General features: G+C 74.4%; 15 protein-coding genes. 11 read left to right on the top strand and 4 right to left on the bottom strand.

Annotation, left to right across the window (positions count from 1 at the left end):
• Positions 1 to 1,464 (top strand): VanW family protein (locus tag PAI11_RS24040; RefSeq protein ID WP_170320697.1); only part of this gene is annotated, 1,464 nt, incomplete at its 5' end.
• Between the two features lie 99 nt (positions 1,465 to 1,563).
• On the opposite strand, the gene typA is transcribed toward PAI11_RS24040, so the two are convergent.
• Positions 1,564 to 3,405, bottom strand: coding sequence for a translational GTPase TypA (gene typA / locus PAI11_RS06435; protein WP_007572092.1), 1,842 nt, complete (start codon positions 3,403 to 3,405; stop codon positions 1,564 to 1,566).
• Positions 3,406 to 3,578: 173 nt separating this feature from the next.
• Between typA and PAI11_RS24035 the strand changes: the two genes are divergently transcribed.
• Complete coding sequence (locus tag PAI11_RS24035; RefSeq protein WP_007572091.1) at positions 3,579 to 4,481, top strand: S1 family peptidase; 903 nt, start codon at positions 3,579 to 3,581, stop codon at positions 4,479 to 4,481.
• Positions 4,482 to 4,652: 171 nt separating this feature from the next.
• On the top strand, positions 4,653 to 6,209 hold the full coding sequence (locus tag PAI11_RS06425; RefSeq protein ID WP_007572090.1) for an alkaline phosphatase D family protein: 1,557 nt from the start codon (positions 4,653 to 4,655) through the stop codon (positions 6,207 to 6,209).
• An 82-nt stretch (positions 6,210 to 6,291) separates the two neighbouring features.
• On the opposite strand, the gene PAI11_RS06420 is transcribed toward PAI11_RS06425, so the two are convergent.
• On the bottom strand, positions 6,292 to 7,329 hold the full coding sequence (locus PAI11_RS06420; protein ID WP_007572089.1) for an aldo/keto reductase: 1,038 nt from the start codon (positions 7,327 to 7,329) through the stop codon (positions 6,292 to 6,294).
• Between the two features lie 90 nt (positions 7,330 to 7,419).
• Between PAI11_RS06420 and PAI11_RS06415 the strand changes: the two genes are divergently transcribed.
• From PAI11_RS06415 to aguA, 7 genes are all read left to right on the top strand, one after another.
• Complete coding sequence (locus PAI11_RS06415; RefSeq protein ID WP_007572088.1) at positions 7,420 to 8,022, top strand: TetR/AcrR family transcriptional regulator; 603 nt, start codon at positions 7,420 to 7,422, stop codon at positions 8,020 to 8,022.
• A 97-nt stretch (positions 8,023 to 8,119) separates the two neighbouring features.
• Positions 8,120 to 9,766 carry an FMN-binding glutamate synthase family protein gene (locus PAI11_RS06410; protein WP_007572087.1) on the top strand — a complete coding sequence of 549 codons (1,647 nt, stop codon included), beginning with the start codon at positions 8,120 to 8,122 and terminating at the stop codon, positions 9,764 to 9,766.
• 161 nt (positions 9,767 to 9,927) lie between these two features.
• The gene (locus tag PAI11_RS06405) at positions 9,928 to 10,416 is read left to right on the top strand and encodes a MarR family winged helix-turn-helix transcriptional regulator (protein WP_007572086.1); all 489 of its coding nucleotides are present in this window, start codon (positions 9,928 to 9,930) and stop codon (positions 10,414 to 10,416) included.
• Positions 10,413 to 11,690: an MFS transporter gene (locus tag PAI11_RS06400; protein ID WP_007572085.1), complete on the top strand. Its 1,278-nt coding sequence runs from the start codon at positions 10,413 to 10,415 to the stop codon at positions 11,688 to 11,690. The genes PAI11_RS06405 and PAI11_RS06400 overlap by 4 nt, the downstream gene beginning before the upstream one ends.
• A gap of 90 nt (positions 11,691 to 11,780) precedes the next feature.
• On the top strand, positions 11,781 to 12,902 hold the full coding sequence (gene argF, locus PAI11_RS06395) for an ornithine carbamoyltransferase (RefSeq protein ID WP_007572084.1): 1,122 nt from the start codon (positions 11,781 to 11,783) through the stop codon (positions 12,900 to 12,902).
• Positions 12,902 to 14,404, top strand: a complete 1,503-nt coding sequence (locus PAI11_RS06390) for an APC family permease (RefSeq protein WP_007572082.1) — start codon at positions 12,902 to 12,904, stop codon at positions 14,402 to 14,404. Before argF ends, PAI11_RS06390 begins: the two co-directional genes overlap by 1 nt.
• Positions 14,401 to 15,534 (top strand): agmatine deiminase, encoded by a 1,134-nt coding sequence (gene aguA / locus PAI11_RS06385; protein ID WP_007572079.1) that lies wholly within the window; start codon positions 14,401 to 14,403, stop codon positions 15,532 to 15,534. Before PAI11_RS06390 ends, aguA begins: the two co-directional genes overlap by 4 nt.
• Here aguA and PAI11_RS06380 read toward each other — a convergent pair.
• Positions 15,506 to 17,047, bottom strand: coding sequence for a TrkH family potassium uptake protein (locus PAI11_RS06380; protein ID WP_007572077.1), 1,542 nt, complete (start codon positions 17,045 to 17,047; stop codon positions 15,506 to 15,508). The two genes, aguA and PAI11_RS06380, sit on opposite strands and share 29 nt — an antisense overlap.
• Positions 17,044 to 18,393 carry a Trk system potassium transporter TrkA gene (trkA, locus tag PAI11_RS06375; RefSeq protein WP_170320696.1) on the bottom strand — a complete coding sequence of 450 codons (1,350 nt, stop codon included), beginning with the start codon at positions 18,391 to 18,393 and terminating at the stop codon, positions 17,044 to 17,046. The genes PAI11_RS06380 and trkA overlap by 4 nt, the downstream gene beginning before the upstream one ends.
• Positions 18,394 to 18,483: 90 nt before the next feature.
• Here trkA and PAI11_RS25315 point away from each other — a divergent pair, with 90 nt between their 5' ends.
• Complete coding sequence (locus PAI11_RS25315; RefSeq protein ID WP_007572072.1) at positions 18,484 to 18,957, top strand: GNAT family N-acetyltransferase; 474 nt, start codon at positions 18,484 to 18,486, stop codon at positions 18,955 to 18,957.
• The last annotated feature ends 139 nt before the right edge of the window (positions 18,958 to 19,096 follow it).

The raw sequence follows: 19,096 nt of genomic DNA, 5'->3' as shown, positions 1-19,096 counted from the left end.
CGCGAGCTGCGGCTGGCGCCGGCCCAGGCCGGCTACCGGCTCGACCTCGACGCCACGGCGCGGGCCGCGGTCGACGCCGGTCGCGACGGGATCCTCGGCGGCCTGCCGGCGACGCTGACGAGCATCGTCGGCACCCGCCGCGTGGCGGTCCGGGCGACGGTCGCCCCGGCGGCCCTGCGCGGCGCCGCGAAGCGCCTGGCGGCCCGCATCGACCGCGACCCGTTCCCGGGCGCGCTCGACATCGACCCGGCGACGCACGAGGTGAGGACCAGCCCCTCGCGACCCGGCCAGGCGGTCGACGTCGACGCGCTGGCCCGCGGGATCCGCGGCGAGCTGCTGGACGGCGGCCGCGGTCCGCTGGACGTCCCCCAGGAGACGGTCGACGCCGTCCCGGGCGACCGCCTGCGCGAGCTGGCGGGGCAGGCCGAGCGCTACCTGCGAGCGCCGCTGCGGATCACCGGCGCCGGCGCGCCGCTCGAGCTCGGCGCCGACGAGCTGGCGCGGATCCTCGCGCTCGAGGGGCGCGAGGGCGGCCGCCGGGCGCGGCTGGGCGTCGGCGAGGCGCAGATGGGCGCGCTGGTGGCGCGGGTCGCCGCCCGCGGAGACCGGCCGGCCCGCAACGCCCGTCCGACTGCTCCCGCGACCGGCGCGATCGAGACCGGCAAGGGCGACGTGAGCTGGCGGCCGCGCCGCGCCGAGGTCGGCGTCGTCCCGGCGCGCACCGGCAGGACCGTCCGCCGCGACGCGCTGGCGACCGCGATCCGGCGCGCGGTCCGCGACGGCGAGCACACGGTTCGGGTCCCGATGGCCACGGCCCAGCCGACGGTCACGACCGAGGCGGCGCGCAAGGTCGACTCGCTGATCGGCAGCTTCACGACGCCCTACGTCGCCGGGCAGCCGCGGGTGACGAACATCCAGCGGATGGCCCGCACGATCGACGGCACGGTGATCCCGGTCGGCGGCACGTTCTCGCTCAACGGCCTGACCGGCGAGCGGACGACCGCCAAGGGCTACGTCGAGGCCCCGTTCATCGCCGGCAACAAGATCGAGCCGTCGGTCGGCGGCGGCGTGTCGCAGTTCTCGACCACGATGTACAACGCCGCCTTCTTCGCCGGCCTGCAGCTGGACGCGCACCGCGCCCACAGCCTCTACATCGATCGCTACCCGCCCGGCCGCGAGTCGACGCTGAACTTCCCCGACATCGACCTGAAGTGGACCAACGACACCCAGGCGCCGGTGCTGGTCCGCACCAGCTACGACAGCGCCGGCGTGACGGTCACGCTCTACGGCGACAACGGCGGCCGCCGCGTGACGGCCACCGCCGGCGAGCGCCAGCCGGTCGACGGCGGCAACTTCCAGATCACCGTCACCCGCACGATCCGCTACGCCGACGGCCGAACCGTCCGCCAGCCGACGACGACCCGCTACGAGAACGAGGTGACGGAGGAGGAGCCGCAGGAGTAGCGGCGCCGGTCGCCGTGACGAACCGGTCGCTGGGCGACCGGAACGTGCCGGCTGCCGCCGCGTCGTGCCGCCCGCTGCCGCGCCTCCGCCGGCCGCGCCCTACGCTGGCGCGTCCCCGCGCTTCTTCTGCTTCGCGGCCTTCTGGCGCTGGTTGGTGTCGAGCACCTGCTTGCGCAGGCGGACGAACTTCGGGGTCACCTCGACGCACTCGTCGTCGGCGATGAACTCCAGGGCCTGGTCGAGGGTCATCTCGCGCGGGGGCACGATCTTGACCAGCTCCTCGGCGGTCGAGGAGCGGATGTTGGTGACCTTGCGCTCGCGGACCGCGTTGACGTCGAGGTCCTCGGCGCGCTTGTTCTCGCCGATCACCGAGCCCTCGTAGACCTCGTCGCCGACGGCGACGAACAGCGTCCCGCGGTCCTGGAGGGCGATCACCGCGTAGCCGGTGATCTTGCCCGCGCGGTCGTTGACCATCGAGCCGGACTGGCGCGAGCGGATCTCGCCCGCCCACGGCGCCCAGCCGTCGAAGATCGAGTGCATCATGCCCGCGCCGCGGGTGGTGGTCAGGAACTCGGTCCGCATGCCGATCAGGCCGCGGGCCGGGATCCGGTACTCCAGGCGGATCCAGCCGGTGCCGTGGCCGGTCATGTTCAGCATCTGGCCCTTGCGCTCGGCCAGCAGCTGCGTGACGCCGCCCAGGTGCTCCTCCGGGACGTCGATCGTCAGCGCCTCCTGCGGCTCCTCGCGCTTGCCGTCCTCGTCGGTCCGCACGAGCACGCGCGGCTTGCCGACGGTCATCTCGAAGCCCTCGCGGCGCATGTTCTCCACCAGCACCGCCAGCTGCAGCTCGCCGCGACCGTGGACCTCCCACGTGTCGGGGCGCTCGGTCGGCTCCATCTTCAGCGAGACGTTGCCGATCAGCTCCTGCTGCAGCCGCGCCTCGATCATGCGGGCGGTCAGCTTGTCGCCGTCGCGGCCGGCGAGCGGCGAGGTGTTGACGCCGATCGTCATCGCCAGCGACGGCTCGTCGACGGTGATCGGCGGCAGCGGCCGCGGGTCGTCGATGTCGGTCAGGGTGTCGCCGAGGACGATGTCCGGGAAGCCGGCGATCGCGGCGATCTCGCCCGGGCCGATCTCCTCGGCGGGCACGCGCTCCAGGCCCTCGGTCTTGAACAGCTCGCCGACCTTGGCGCGGACCTCGGTCCCGTCGCGCTTGACCCACATCACCTGCTGGCCGCGGCGCAGCGTGCCGTGGCTGATCTTCGAGATCGCCAGCCGGCCCAGGTAGGGCGACGCGTCGAGGTTGCCGACCTGCGCCTGCAGCGGATGGTCGGGGTCGTAGGCGGGAGCGGGGATCGCGGCCAGGATCCCGTCCAGCAACTCGCTGAGGTCGTCGCCGAGCTCGTCGGGCAGGATCCCCGCGCGGCCGTCGCGGCCGATCGCGTAGTAGACCGGGAACTCCAGCTGCTCGTCCTCGGCGTCGAGCTCGAGGAACAGCTCCTCGACCTGGCCGACGACCTCCTCGATCTGGGCGTCGGGGCGGTCGATCTTGTTGACGACCAGGATCACCGGCAGCTTCGCCTCGAGTGCCTTGCGGAGCACGAAGCGGGTCTGCGGCAGCGGGCCCTCGGCCGCGTCGACCAGCAGCACGACGCCGTCGACCAGCGCCAGGCCGCGCTCGACCTCGCCGCCGAAGTCCGCGTGGCCGGGCGTGTCGACGATCGTGACGGTGGTGTCGCGCCACCTGATGACCGTGTGCTTGGCGAGGATCGTGATCCCGCGTTCGCGCTCCTGGTCGTCGGAGTCCATGATCCGCTCGGTGTCCTCGCCGCGGTGCAGCGACCCGGACTGACGCAGCATGGCGTCGACCAGCGTCGTCTTCCCGTGGTCGACGTGGGCGACGATCGCGACGGTGCGCAGGTCTTCTCGTACGGCGGGCATCCGACCACGGAAGGGTACGGACGGGGGGACCTGGCCGCCGCCCGCCTCGTCCGGCATCGCGGGCCGGGGTGGGAGCGGGCGACCGCCGGCCGGGGCCGGAGGTGGACGGCGCACCCGCGGCCGGCGACGCCGTGGGGGTCTCGGCCCGCCGCGCGACGGTCTAGTCTCGGACGATGTCGTTCGCGTGGATGGCTCGTGGCCGGGCCGGCCGCGCGGGACTCGCCCTGGCCGCGGCCGCGGCCCTCGGCGGCGTGGTCGCCGGACCGGCGTCGGCGGTCGTCGGCGGCGTCCGGCTGACGCCGAGCGCGCACCCCGCGGTCGTCACCCTGGCCGAAGCCTGCACCGCGACGCTGGTCCGCGGCGACCGGCTGCTGACCGCCGGCCACTGCGCCAGCCACGTCGACCCGGGCCGCACGACGGTCCGGATCGGGCCGGGCGCGGCGTCCTACGTGGCGGTGCGGGTCGCCCGCCATCCGCGGTTCCGCTATCAGCTGCCGGCCTACCCGGCCGAGCCCGACCGCGACGTCGCGATCGTCCAGCTGGATCGCCCGGTCGCGGGCGTCGCCCCGATCCCGATCTCGACGCGACCCGCCCGCCGCGGCGAGCGGCTGCGGCTGCTCGGCTACGGGACCGCCGATCCCGATCATCCCGGCCGCTTCGGGAAGCTCCGCCAGGCGACGCTGGTCGTGCGATCGGCCGCCGTCTGCCGCCGCGAGCTGCGGCGCGTGGATCCGGAGCAGGCACCGCAGTTCCACCCCGACCGGATGCTCTGCACCCAGGACCCGGACGGCCGCCCGCCGTTCGCCTCGGGCTGCAACGGCGACAGCGGCGGGCCGCTGCTGCGCCGCGACCCCGCCCGCCGCCGCTCGGTGCTGGTCGGCATCGACTCCTGGGGCGTCGCCTGCGGCGCGCGCGACGGCGATCCCGAGGTCTTCGTGCGGCTGGCGCGCGAGCGGGCCTTCGTCGTCGATCCGCGGCCCCGCTGGGCGACCGTCCGGATCCGCGAGCCGTGGGACGAGGACGCCGGCGCCGCCGGTGCGCCGGCCCGGCCGCGCGCCTCGCGCGACGGGCGCTGACGGGCTGACGGGCCGACGGGCGGGCCCGCGCGGGAGCCGCGGCGCCGACCGATCACCGAACGGTCACACGCGGCCGGTCGGCGCGCTGGTGTGATCGGCGGGTCCCGGCGGCCGCCCCCTTCCAGCCGGAGCCCCGGCACGGCCGCCCGCATCCCCCCCGGAGGTCCCCGCGTGTCGTCCCTGACTCGTCGATCCCTGCTGCGCACCGGCCTGGCCGGCGCGACCGTCGCCGCCACCGCCGGCTTCCCGGTCGCCTCGACCTTCGCCCGCACCCGACCGACCTTCCCCTCCGCCCCGTGGGCGCTCGGCGTGGCGTCGGGCGACCCGACCTCGGACGGGGTCGTGCTCTGGACCCGGCTGGCGACCGACGCGCTCGGCGTCGAGCCGATCGCCCACGACCGGATCCTCGTCCGCTGGGAGCTGGCCGAGGACGAGGGCTTCCGGCGGGTCGCCCGCCGCGGCGTCGCCGTCGCCGACCGCGACGCCGCCCACAGCGTCCACGTCGAGGTCGAGGGCCTGCGCCCGCACCGCGACTACTGGTACCGCTTCGCCGCCGGCGACGAGGTCAGCCCGGTCGGCCGCACCCGGACCGCGCCGGACCCGCGCAACACCCCGGCGGCGCTGGCGTTCGCGTTCGCCAGCTGCCAGCAGTACGAGCACGGCTTCTTCACCGCCTGGCGCCACGTCGCGGAGGAGGACGTCGACCTGGTCCTGCACCTCGGTGACTACATCTACGAGCACGGGACCGACGTCTACAAGTCGGCCGACGGCAACGTCCGCCACCACGTCGGCGACGAGATCACGACCCTCTTCGACTACCGCCGGCGCCACGCGCAGTACCGCTCCGACGGCGACCTGCAAGCCGCCCACGCCGCGCACCCGTTCGTCGTCACCTGGGACGACCACGAGGTCGACAACAACTACGCCGACCTGGTGCCGGAGGACGGCCAGGCGCCGGAGGCCTTCCGCGCCCGCCGCGCCGCCGCCTACCAGGCCTACTGGGAGCACATGCCGCTGCGCCGTCGCCAGCGCGCGAAGGGCCCCGACATGCGCCTGGACCGGACGCTCGACTACGGCCGGCTGGCCCGGTTCACCGTCCTCGACACCCGCCAGTACCGCAGCGATCAGGCCTGCGGCGACGGCACCAAGGCGCCGTGCGCCGAGTGGGAGGACCCGACCCGCACCTTCCTCGGCGACGACCAGGAGCGGCGGGTCCTGCGCGACCTCGGCCGCTCGGGCGCGCGCTGGAACGTGATCGCCAACCAGGTGCCGCTGACGGCGATCGACCAGAAGGCCGGCGAGGGCCTGACGCTCTACATGGACGGCTGGGCCGGCTACCCGGCGGCGCGCGAGCGGTTCCTCTCCGGGATCGTCGATCGCCGGGTCGGCAACCCGCTGGTGATCACCGGCGACGTCCACTCCAACTGGGCCTGCGAGGTCAACCGCGACGCCCGCGACCCGGCCTCGACCGCGGTCGCCGTCGAGCTGATCGGGACCTCGATCACCTCGACCGGCGACGGCAACGACAGCCAGCCGGCGCAGCTCGCCGACAACCCGCAGGTCAAGTGGTACCAGCGCCGCCGCGGCTACGTGCGGGTCGCCGTCGACGCCCGCGAGGCGCGCGCCGACTACCGCAGCCTGGACTACGTCAGCCGCCCAGGCGCTCCGGTCCGGACCGCGAAGAGCTTCGTCGTCGAGGACGGCACGCCGCGGTTGCAGCCGGCCTGACCCGACGTCGCGCCGGGGCCGCGGCCGGGGTCGTCCGGCCAGCGCCCCGCGCCGCCGTCGCGGCCTCCCGGCGGCGCCTCGCTCAGCCTGCGATCGGCGGGGCGAGGCGCGCGAACCCCTCCTGACGGCGGTAGGGGAAGTGCGGGTAGGGAGCGGTCTGGGCGCTGGCCGCGTCGAGCCGCGCGCGCTGCTCGTCGGTCAGCCGCCAGCCGACGGCGCCGAGGTTGTCCCGCAGCTGCTCGGCGTTGCGCGCGCCGACGATCACGGACGCGACCGTCGGGCGGCTCAGCAGCCAGTTCAACGCCACCTGGGGGACGGTCCGGCCGCTCTCGGCGCCGATCTGCTCGAGCACGTCGACCACGTCGTAGAGCCGCTCGTCATCGACCGGCGGGCCGAACTCCGCGGTCCGGTGCAGGCGGCTGCCCTCCGGGATCGGGCTGCCGCGGCGGACCCGGCCCGTCAGGCGGCCCCAGGCGAGCGGGCTCCAGACCAGCGCCCCGACGCCGTGCGCCGCGCCGAGCGGCATCAGGTCCCACTCGTAGTCGCGTCCGACCAGCGAGTAGTAGACCTGGTGGGCGACGTAGCGCGGCCATCCGTGGCGGTCGGCCGTCGCCAGCGAGTCCATCAGCTGCCAGCCGGGGAAGTTCGACACGCCGACGTAGCGGAGCTTGCCGGCCCGCACCAGCCCGTCGAGGGTCGAGAGCACCTCCTCGACGGGCGTCCCGGCGTCGTGGGCGTGGAGCTGGAAGAGGTCGATCCGGTCGGTCTGGAGACGCTGCAGCGCGGCGTCGACGGCGGCGATCAGCCGCGACCGGGACGTCCCGCCGTCGCGCGGGTCGTCGCTCAGTGGCAGGCCGGCCTTGGTCGAGATCAGCACCTCGTCGCGGCGTCCGCGCAGGGCCGCGCCGAGGACCTCCTCCGAGGCGCCGTCCGAGTAGACGTCGGCGGTGTCGAAGAGGGTCACGCCCGCCTCGAGGCAGATGTCGACCAGCTCGCGCGCCTCGCGCGCGCCGCTGTCGCCCCAGGCCCCGAACAGCGGCCCGCGGCCGCCGAACGTCCCGGCGCCGAAGCTCAGCTCGGGGACCAGCAGACCCGAGGCACCCAATCGCCTGTACTCCATCAGCAGCTCCTTAATGGGAATAGTGTTCCGTTAGGCACGGTAGCGCATCCCGGTCCTAATGGGCCGATGGACCCGTTAAGATCGCCGGCGATGGCCGACGCTCAGCCCCGTCCCGGTGGCCGCACCGCCCGCGTGCGCGAGGCGGTGCTGCGCGCGACCCGCGACGCGCTGGCGAGCGGCGGGCTGCACGGACTCGACCTGACCGCGGTCGCGCACGACGCGGGGGTCGGCAAGACGACCGTCTACCGTCGCTGGGGCACGCCGACGGCGCTGGTCGCGGACCTGCTCGTCGAGATGGCGGATCGCGCCGGGGACCGCGTCGACACGGGCTCGCTGCTCGGCGACCTCGAGGTCAACGCCGGTCGCGTGCAGCGGACGCTGGCGGATCCGGAAGAGGGCGGCCTGTACGCGGCGATCGTGGCGGCCGCGACCTGCGACGCCCGCACGGCCGCCGCGCTGGAGGCCTTCTACGACCGGCGGGTCGCGGTCTGGGCGCCGTGCGTCGAGGACGCCGTCGGCCGCGGCGAGGTGCCGGCGGGGACCGACGCGGCCGCCGTCGTGCGGGCGGTCTCGGCGCCGCTCTACTACCACCGGCTGACCCGCACGACGCCGCCCGGCGAGGAGGATGCGCGGCGCGCCGCCGCGGCGGCGGTGGTCGCGGCCGTCGCCGGGGCGTTCGCGTCGGGGGCCTGAGCGGCGAGCGTGCCGCGAGCGGCGGTCCGCCCGGAGCGCCGGGTCGCGCCAGTCCGGCCCGTAGCGTTGTCGGCGTCCCTCCTGGAGGTCCCTCACCGTGCTCCGCTTCCTGCCCGCCGCGCTCGTCGCGTTCCTCGCGCTCCTCACCACCGTCCTGGCGCTCGCCTCCGACGCCGGCTGGTGGTGGGCCGCGGTCCCGCTGCTGGTGTTGACGGCGATCGCCGTCAGCGACCTGCTGCAGACCGAGCACGCGGTGCTGCGGACCTACCCGCTGACCGGCCACGGCCGCTGGATCGCCGAGGCGCTGCGGCCCGAGCTCCAGCAGTACTTCGTCGAGAACGACACCGACGGGCGGCCGTTCGACCGCGACACCCGCACGATCGTCTACGAGCGGGCGAAGGGGATCGAGGCCGAGTCGCCGTTCGGGACCGAGCTCGACCTGGACGTCGTCGACCGCGAGTACCTGGTCCACTCGATGGCGCCGCTCGCGCCGCCCGCGCCCGACGCGGAGCAGCCGCGGGTGACCGTCGGCGGACCCGACTGCGCCAAGCCGTACGAGATGGCGCTGCTGAACGTCTCGGCGATGAGCTTCGGGGCGCTCTCGGGCAACGCGATCCTGGCGCTCAACGAGGGCGCGCGGATCGGCGGCTTCGCCCACGACACCGGCGAGGGCGGGATCTCGCGCTACCACCGCGAGCCGGGCGGCGACCTGGTCTGGGAGATCGGCACCGGCTACTTCGGCGCCCGCACGAAGGACGGCGACTTCGACCCCGAGCGGTTCCGCGAGCAGGCCGCGCACCGCCAGGTCAAGATGGTCTCGCTGAAGGTCTCCCAGGGGGCCAAGCCGGGGATCGGCGGGGTCCTGCCGGGGGCCAAGCTGACGGCCGAGATCGCGGCCGCCCGCGAGGTGCCGGAGGGCGCGACGTGCATCTCGCCGCCGGGCCACCGGGTCTACTCGAACCCGCGGGAGCTGGTCGCGTTCGTCGCCCGGATGCGCGAGCTGTCGGGCGGCAAGCCGGCCGGCTTCAAGTTCTGCGTCGGCTCGCGGGTCCAGTTCCTGGCCGTCTGCAAGGCGATGGTCGAGAGCGGCGTGACACCGGACTTCATCATCGTCGACGGCGCCGAGGGCGGGACCGGCGCGGCCCCGCTGGAGTTCGAGGACCACGTCGGGCTGCCGCTGACCGAGGGCCTGCTGTTCGTCCACAACGCGCTCGTCGGCTGCGGCCTGCGCGACCGGATCCGGATCGGCGCCAGCGGCAAGGTCGCCACCGGCGCCGACATCGTCAAGCGGATCATCCAGGGCGCCGACTTCACCAACTCGGCGCGGGCGATGATGTTCGCGCTCGGCTGCATCCAGGCCGAGCGCTGTCACACCAACACCTGCCCGTCGGGCGTGGCGACCCAGGATCCCCGGCGCTACCGCTCGCTGGTGGTGTCCGACAAGGCGCCGCGGGTCGCGCGCTTCCAGGCCGCGACGGTCAGCAGCGCCCAGCGGATGATGGCCGCGATGGGCGTCCGGGACAGCAGCGAACTGCGGCGCTCGCAGCTCCGCCGGCGGATCGGCTCGGCGTGGTCGGCGAACTACGGCGAGCTCTACGACTGGCTGGGGGAGGGCGAGCTGCTCGCCGATCCGCCGGCCGAGTGGCGCGCCTGGTGGAACGCCGCCGACCCGGGGCGGTTCGAGGTCGACTACACGTCGCTGCCCGGCGTCAACGGCCGCGGGCGCGGGCCGACGTCGGCCTAGGAGGCGCGGCGCCGGCGACGTGGCGTCATCTCGCCCTGGCCGCCGCGACGTGGCGTCATCTCGCCCTGCATGCCGGGGCGAAATGACGCCACTTCGGAGGAGGAGCGCGAAATGACGCCACCTCCGCCCCGCTCGCATGTAGTTCGCTAAACTAATTACCAGTGCGAACTACTCCGCCAGGATCAACGATCCCGACCGCCGAGCTGGCCGCCCACCTGCGGATCACGATCGCCCGTGCCGCCCGCCGCCTGCGGCAGGAGTCGGGCGGCGACCTCGGCCCGACCCTCGGCGCCGCGCTGGCGACGGTCGAGCGCTTCGGCCCGATCACCCCCAGCCAGCTGGCCGAGCGCGAGCGGATCCGGCGGCCGTCGGCGACCCGGATCGTGGCCAAGCTCGAGCAGCACGGCTACCTCGAGCGCCACGCCGACCCGGCCGACGGGCGCTCCTGCCTGGTCCGGGCGACCGACGCCGGGGTCGCGCACCTGGCCGAGGTCCGCTCGCGCAGGACGGCCTTCCTGGCCCGGCGGCTCGACGGCCTCGGCGCCGACGACCGCGAGACCCTCGAGCGGGCGGCCACGATCCTCGAGCAGCTGCTGGAGGCGGCCGACCCGGTCGCCGCGGCGGACCCGGCGACGAGCGGAGCGCGATGACGCGCGCGCTCCACCGCACGTTCGACTCGCTCCACGTCCCCAACTACCGCCGCTACTTCGCCGGCCAGGTGGTCTCGGTCAGCGGCAACTGGATCCAGAACGTCGCCGCGATGTGGCTGATGGTCCAGCTGACCGGCGACGGGCTCGCCGTCGGCCTGACCGCGGCGCTGCAGTTCCTGCCGCTGATGCTGTTCGGCGCCTGGGGCGGCCTGCTCGCCGATCGGGTCGACAAGCGGCGCCTGCTGCTCGCGACCCAGACCGCGCTGATGCTGCCGGCGATCGTGCTGGCCGTCACCACCGCGACCGGCGTCGTCACGCCGCTCGTGGTCTACGCGATGGTCTTCCTGCGCGGCGCCGCGATGGCGATCGACAACCCCGCCCGCCAGGCGCTGCCGATCGAGCTGGTCGGCCCCGAGCGGGTCGTCAACGCGGTCGCGCTCAACAGCGTCGTGATCCAGACGTCGCGGATCATCGGCCCGGCGATCGCCGGCGCGACGATCGCGATCGCCGGGATCGCCTGGTGCTTCGCGATCGACGCCCTGAGCTTCGTCGCGATGATCGTCGCGCTCTGGCGGCTGGACCCGGACCAGATGGGCGAGGCGCCGCGGCTGGAGCGTCGCAAGGGCGCGCTCCGCGACGGCGTCCGCTACGTCCGCCGGACCCCTGCGCTGCTGATCCCGCTGGGGATGATGGCGGTGATCGGGCTGCTGTCCTTCAACTTCCAGATCGTGCTGCCGCTGATGGCCCACGACACCTGGCGGGGGACGGCGACGACCTTCACGCTGCTGACGATGACGATGGCCGTCGGGTCCGTGATCGGGGCCCTCGTGGCCGGCGCCCGGGCCCGCGTCACGCCGCGCCTGATCGTCGGCGCGGCGACGCTCTTCGGCGGCTTCCAGCTGCTCGCCGCGTTCGCGCCCAGCCTGCCGCTGCAGATCGCGCCGCTGGTGCTGCTGGGGATGGCCTCGGTGACCTTCTCCGCCGGCGTCAACTCGACCCTGCAGCTGGAGGTCGATCCGGCGATGCGCGGTCGCGTGATGGCGCTCTACTCGCTGGTCTTCCTCGGCTCGACCCCGATCGGCGCGCCGCTGGTCGGCTGGATCGCCAGCGTCGCCGGCCCCCGGATCGGGATGGCGATCGGCGGGGTCGCGGCGCTGGCCGCGGCCGCGATCGCCGCGACCGCCTACGCCCGCCTCGAGCACGGCCCCGAGCGCCGCTCCGGGGCATCCCGCCACCGGCGGCCGTGGGGCCCGTTGCAGGGCGCACGTCGGTAGTCCCCACGGATCCGGCGGTCGGCGGATCCCGCTGCGCCGTGCGGCCGGCCCCCGTCGCCGCTGGTCCCGGCGCGCAGCACGATGCGACGCATGCCCGCGGCGTCGCCCATCAAGCACCTGATCGACACCCGAGACGTCGAGCGCGACGAGCTCGAGCGGCTGCTCGACCTGATCACGGCGCTCAAGGAGGCCGACGCCGACGGCGCGGTCCCGCGGCTGCTCGAGGGGCGCTCGCTGGGGATGATCTTCGAGGAGCCCTCGACGCGCACGCGCGTCTCGTTCGAGGTCGCGATGGCGAAGCTCGGCGGCCACGCGCTGTACCTGAAGCCGGGCGAGATCCACCTCGGCGCCCGCGAGTCGCTCTACGACACCGCCAAGGTGCTCTCGCGGATGTGCGACGTGATCGAGGCCCGCACGCTGAGCCACGGCACCGTGACCGCGCTCGCGCAGGCCGCCGAGGTGCCGGTCATCAACGGCCTGACCGACTTCAACCACCCGACGCAGGCGATCTGCGACGTGCTGACGATGCGCGAGCACCTGCCGCCGGGCCGCACGCTCGCCGACGCCACGATCGTCTTCGTCGGCGACCGCACCAACGTCTGCAGCTCGACGATGTTCATCGCCGCCCAGTTCGGGATGCGCTTCGTCCACGCCGCCCCGCCGGCCTACCAGGCGCCGCCCGACTGGGTGGGCGCGGCGCGCGCGATCGCCGAGACGACCGGCGGCAGCGTTGAGGTCACCGCCGACGTCGAGGACGCGGTCGCCGGCGCCGACTTCGTCTACACCGACCTCTGGTGGTGGGTCGATCAGGAGGACGAGATCCCCGCTCGCCGCGCCGCCTTCCTGCCGCGCTACCAGGTCGACGCCGAGCTGTTCGCACGCGCGCCGTCGCACGCGCGGTTCATGCACTGCCTGCCCGCCTCGCGCGGGGTCGAGGTGACCGACGAGGTCATCGACCACGAGCGCTCGATCGTCTTCGACCAGGCCGAGAACCGGCTCCACGCGGAGAAGGGCATCCTCGTCTGGCTCACCTACCCGACGGTTCGCCGGGCCTCGCCGGCGCTGCGCCAGTACCACGAGGGACGGCTGCAGTCGCTCCTCGGCCGCGCCGGCTGGGACCGCGCCGGCTCGGCCCACACCAGCTACCGCGTCGCCGCCGAGGCGCCGCTCCACGACGCGCCGCTGACGGCGCCCTCCGGGAGGACCCGCTGATGAGCACCGAAGCATCACCCGCGCCGTCGACCACGGTCGACGATCCACCGAAGCGCCGCCGCGTCCTCGGGCTGCTCGACATCACGCTGTTCACGGTCTCGGCGATGCTCGTCGTCGACCAGCTGACCGCGTCGGCGTCGATCGGCAGCAAGACGATCGGCTGGTGGCTGCTCTGCATCGTCCTGTTCCTCGTGCCCTACGGGCTGATCGCCTCGGAGCTGGCGACGACCTATCCCGGGCAGGGCGGGATCTACCTGTGGGTCAAGCGCGCGTTCGGCGCCCGCTGGGCCGCCCGCACGACCTACTGGTACTGGATCAACGTCGCCCTCTGGATGCCGGCCGTCTTCCTGCTCTTCGCCGGCGTCTTCAGCCAGCTGTTCGCGTCGGGATGGACCGACTGGGCCAGCGGCAAGTGGCCGCAGGTCGCGATCGCCGTGCTGCTTACCTGGCTGGTGGTCGCCGTCGGGGTGATGCGGCTCGAGGTCGGGAAGTGGGTCAACAACCTCGGCGCCGGGCTGAAGATGGCGATCATCCTCGCGATCGCGGTCGGCGGCGTGGTGGTCGCGATCAAGGACGGGGCGGCGAACTCGATCGACGCCGGCAGCCTCGTGCCCTCGTTCCACGTCGCGACCGACTTCCTGCCGGTGATCGTCTACATGCTGATGGGCTTCGAGCTGGTCTCGTCGATGGGCGACGAGATCAAGCAGCCGGAGAAGCAGATCCCGCGGGCGTTCTTCGCCTCGGGCCTGATCACCGCCGGCCTCTACCTGTTCGCGACGGTCGGCATCCTGCTGGCGCTGTCGCTCAACGACCTCAGCCTGGTCGGGGGCCTGGTCGACACCTTCAAGGCGATCTTCGGCACCAGCGCCGCCGGCGACGTCGTCGTCTACACGCTCGGGATCGCGGCGCTCTACACGTTCTTCACCAACATGACGACCTGGAGCATGGGCTCCAACCGGGCGGCGGCGGAGGCGGCCGCCGACGGCGAGCTGCCGGCGTTCCTCGCTCGCGAGCACCCGGTGCGCCGGACCCCGGTCGCGGCCTTCGTGGTGACCGGGATCGTCTCGACCGCGGTGCTGCTCGTGACCGCCGTCTTCATCGACACCCAGGACTCGCTGTTCTACGCGATCTTCGCCGCCTCGTCGGTGGTCTTCCTGCTGCCGTATCTGCTGATGTTCCCCGCGGTCCTGCGGTTGCGGCTGATCGATCCCGACCGCCCGCGGCCGTTCCGGATCCCGGGCGGCACGCCGGTCGTCGCGGCGCTGAGCGCGATCACCTCGCTGTTCGTGGCGGCCACCGCGCTGCTGTTCGTCTGGCCGGAGATCCCGGGGCGCCCCGCCGACTGGGGCTACACCGGCCCGCTGCTGGGGATCGTCGTCGCCGCCCTGGTCGCCGGCGAGATCATCCTCTGGCGCCAGCTCCGGCGCCACCACCCGCGGAGCCGACGACCGGTCGCGGTCGACGGCGGCGGGACCCGCGTCGCGACGGGCGGCTCGCGATGAGCGCCACCATCGGCTCGACGCCCGCCGCCGACGGCTTCCGGATGCCGGCGGAGTGGGAGCCCCACAGCGGCTGCTGGATGGTCTGGCCCGAGCGCGCCGACAACTGGCGCTGGGGCGCGAAGCCGGCGCAGGAGGCCTACGCCGCGGTCGCCCATGCGATCCAGCCGAGCGATCCGGTGACGATGGCGGTCTCGGCCGAGCAGTTCGACCACTGCCGGTCGGTCCTGCGCCCCGAGATCCGCGTCGTCGAGATGTCCGCCGACGACGCCTGGATGCGGGACATGGGCCCGACCTTCGTCGTCGACGACCGCGGCCACCGACGCGGCGTCGACTGGCACTTCAACGCCTGGGGCGGACTCGACGGCGGGCTCTACTTCCCGTGGGACGCCGACGAGCACGCCGCCCGCAAGGTGCTGGAGATCGAGCGGGCCGACCGCTACCGGGCGCCGATCGTGCTCGAGGGCGGCTCGATCCACGTCGACGGCGAGGGCACGGTGATGGCGACCGAGCAGTGCCTGCTCAACCACAACCGCAACCCGGAGCTCGGCCGCGAGCAGATCGAGCGGATCCTCTGCGACTACGTCGGGGCCGAGAAGGTCCTGTGGCTGCGCGAGGGCGTCTTCAACGACGAGACCGACGGCCACGTCGACAACCTGGCGTGCTTCGTGCGCCCGGGCGTCGTCGCGCTGACCTGGACCGACGACGCCAGCGATCCCCAGCACGAGATCTCGCGCGATGCGCTCCAGCGGCTGGAGCGGGCGACCGACGCGCGCGGCCGCTCGATCGAGGTCGTGCTGCTGCCGTCGCCGGGACCGATCCTGATCAGCGAGGAGGAGTCCCACGGCGTCGACGCGGTCGAGGGCACGCTCCCCCGACGGGCCGGCGACCGGCTGGCGGCGTCGTACGTGAACTTCTACCTCGGCACCAGCCGCGTGGTCTTCCCGCTGCTGGACGAGCGCTACGACGACGTCGCGGCCGAGATCCTGGCCGGCTGCTTCCCGGAGCGCGAGGTGGTCGGCGTCCCGGCCCGCGAGATCCTGCTCGGCGGCGGCAACATCCACTGCATCACGCAGCAGGTGCCGGCCGCCCGCGCGCCCGGGCTCAGCGTGCCCGCCAGAGGCCGCGCGTGAACAGCGCCAGCACGGTGAACAGCTCGAGCCGCCCGAGCACCATCAGGAAGCTCAGCCCCAGCAGGCCCGAGTCGGGCACGTCGGCGTAGGTCTCGGTCCCGCCGAGGCTGCCGAGCCCCGGCCCGACGTTGAACAGCGAGGCAGCCGATCCGGAGAACGCCGAGAGCAGGTCGAACCCGTTCGCCGCCAGCAGCGCGGCGCCGCCCAGCAGCGCCAGGAACGCGACCGCCATGAAGCCGAACGCCGCTCGCACGGTGTCCTCGGAGACCGGCTTGCCGCCGATCCGCACGACCACGATCCGCTGCGGGGCGATCTGCCGCTGGACCTCGGCTCGCACCCCGCCGACGAGGGTCAGCCAGCGCCGGACCTTGAAGCCGCCGGTCGTCGACCCGACCATGCCGCCGGACGCGATCGCGATCAGCACGAGCAGCCGCGCCTCCTCGCCCCAGGTGTCCGGGTCGGCGGTGGTGAAGCCGGTGCCGGTGACGATCGAGGCCGACGTGAACAGGCCGTCGAGGGCCGAGCGCGGCGCGTGGCCGCCGTGGGCGGCGATCGCCAGCAGGACGCCGATCGCGAGGATGAAGAGCAGGTACGCGCGCAGCTCGGCGCCGTGGTGGCCGAGCCCGCGGCGCAGCACCAGCCGCCACCAGACGACGTAGCTGACGCCGGCCGCCACCATCAGCACGAACATCGCGATCTCGACCTGCGGCGAGTCGAAGCCGCCGGCCGACGCGGTCCGGGTCGAGAAGCCGCCGCTGGCGACCATCGACATCGCGTGGTTGAGCGCCTCCCACGGGGTCAGGCCGACCAGCAGCAGCACGACCAGGAAGATCGCGGTCGCCGCCAGGTACAGCTGGGCGGTGATCCGGGCGGTGTCGCGCATCTGCGGCGCGACGGTCTCCTCGGTCGCGCGGCTGGTCTCGCCGAGCAGGACCCGGCGGGCGGCGCCGCCCGCTGCCGGCGCGACGGCGACGAGCAGGACGACGATGCCGATGCCGCCGATCCAGTGGCTGAGCGAGCGCCACAGCAGCACCGCGTGCGCCTGGCCGTCGACGTCGGCGATCGCGGTCGCGCCGGTGGTGGTGATCCCGCTGGTGCCCTCGAAGATCGCCTGGGCGACGCGCGGCGTGGCGTCGCTCAGCAGCAGCGGCACGCCGGCGAAGAGGCTGGTGGCGATCCAGGTCAGGCCGGCGGCCATCAGCCCGTCGCGGCCGGTCGGGGTCGGCATCGCCCGTCCGACCCAGGAGCGCCGCAGCAGCAGCGTCAGCGCCGTCGCGGCGGCGGCGGTGCCGGCGAACGGCCCGATCGCCCGCTGGTCGGAGACGGCCGCGACCGCGGTGCAGAGCAGCGCCGCGGCGGCCATCGCGACGGCGCCGGCGGTCAGGGCACGGCGCGTCAGCGGCCCGAAGCGGGCGCCGATCGGGGAGCGCCGGACGTGGCGGGCGGCTCGCCGCGCGTTCCGATCCCGCTTGGCGGCGTCCGGGTCCGTTCGCTCGCGCCCGTCCCGGCTCACGATCCGAGCACCGCGCCGAGCTTGGCGGCGCCGTTGCCGGTCGCCAGCACCAGCAGCACGTCGCCGCCGGTGAAGCGGTCGAGCTGCTGGGGGAAGCGGACCTCGCCGTCGCGGACGACCGCGGCCAGCAGCGTCTCGCGCGGCATCGCGCCGACCACCGGTCGCTGGCAGAGCGGGCTGCCCGCGCTGATCCGGTACTCGAGCGCCTCGAGCCCGTCGGCCAGCAGGGTGCTCTTGCGGGCGCCGGTCCCGCGCGAGGTCCGCAGCAGGCGCTCGGCGGCGGCCAGTCGCGGGGCGACGGTGCCGTCGACCCCGAGCGCCTCGGCCAGCGGGGCGAACTCCTCGCGCGAGAGGACGGCCAGCACCAGCCCGATGTCGAGCCGGTCGGCGTGGGTGCACGCCAGCAGCGTCGTGCGGTCGTCGCCCGCGCAGGAGACGAAGGCGTCGCAGGCGTCGACGCCGGCCTCGCGCAGCGCGTCCTCGGACGCGCCCTCCTCCCAGATGACCTCGATCGTGCGGTCGGCGAGCGTCTCGGCGGCCTCGCGGGCGACGGTCTCGTCGGGCTCCAGGACGACGATCTCGCGACCGGCGGCGGCCAGCCGGGCGGCCAGCGCGACGCCGATCTGGCCGGCGCCGAAGATCGCCACCCGGTGGACCTGCTGCGCCCCGGGATCGATCTCGCGGCAGGCCTCCTTGAGCTGCTCCCGCGGGCAGGCGACGACCAGGTGGTCGCCCGGCAGCGGCGTCGTGTCCTTGCTGGCCAGGTGGACGCGGCCGTCGCGCAGCAGGGCGACGATCCGCGAGTCGGTCGCGTGGGGGCGGGTGGTGATCGAGCGCCGCGCCGCCGGCGAGCCCTCGGTGACGATGCACTCCGCCAGCGCCAGCCGGTCCTCGGCGAAGGTCTCGACCCGGACCGCGCCCCGCACCCGCAGCGCCGACTCGAGGTCGCCGACCGCCGCCAGCTCGGGGCTGACCAGCAGGTCGATCCCGAGCGTCCCGGTGGCCGTGTCCTCGCCGCGCGCGTAGTAGTCGGCGTCGCGGACGCGGGCCATCGTCTGCGGCGGGTCGTCGGGGCGCTGCTCCTTGGCCAGCAGGCAGGCCAGCAGGTTGGTGGCGTCGCTGGCGGTGACGGCGACGAACAGGTCGGCCTCGCCGGCGCGATGCTCGGCCAGCGCTCGCGGGCTGATCGCGTCGGCGCGCTCGACCCGCACGTCGAGCCCGGAGCGCGAGCGGCGGACGAGCAGCTCGCGGTCGCGATCGAGCACGACGACCTCGTGCTGCTCCCGGGCCAGGCGTCCCGCCAGGTACCACCCGACCTCGCCGGCACCCACGATCAGCGCGCGCATCGCGACAACCATGCCGGATCGCGCGGCCGACCGCGTCACCATCGCGCGGGTGGTCCGCGGGCGGACCGGCCGCTGCGCTTCACTTGGCCGATGAGTCCCCATCGGATCGACCTCGTCGGCTCCGGCGACGTCGGCGCCCTGCTCCCGCTGATGGAGGCCTACTGCGCCTTCTACGAGCAGACCGAGAGCATCCCCGCGCCGCCGCTCGACGCGCTCGAGGACCTGGCGCGGACGCTGATCTCCGACCCCGAGCGTCACGGGATCCAGCTGCTCGCGCGGCGCGACTCCGATGGGACCGCGGTCGGCTTCGCGACCGTCTACTGGACCTGGTCGACCCTCGACGCGGCACGGATCGCGGTCCTCTACGACCTCTACGTCTCGCCGAGCGACCGTGGCAGCGGGCTGGCGCAGGCGCTGATCGCCGGCGCCCGCGACCGCGCCCGCGGCCACGGGGCACGGACGCTGACCTGGACGACGGCACCGGGCAACGCCCGCGCGCAGGCGGTCTACGACCGGCTCGGCGCCTCGCGCTCGACCTGGGTCCAGTACGAGCTGGCGGTCTGAGCGGCTGGCGCTGGCGGGCGGCGCGGTGGCGGGCGGTGGGTGCCCGGGTGTCCGGGCGGCGGCGCGAGGCGCCAGGGCCGGCCGCTCCGCGTGGCTGAGGCGCGTCGTGCGCGCGTCGGGCTCAGGCCGCGGTGTCGGC

It is taken from the genome of Patulibacter medicamentivorans (genome assembly GCF_000240225.1).
GTDB lineage: Bacteria > Actinomycetota > Thermoleophilia > Solirubrobacterales > Solirubrobacteraceae > Patulibacter > Patulibacter medicamentivorans.
This window is presented reverse-complemented; position numbering and strand designations above follow the sequence as displayed.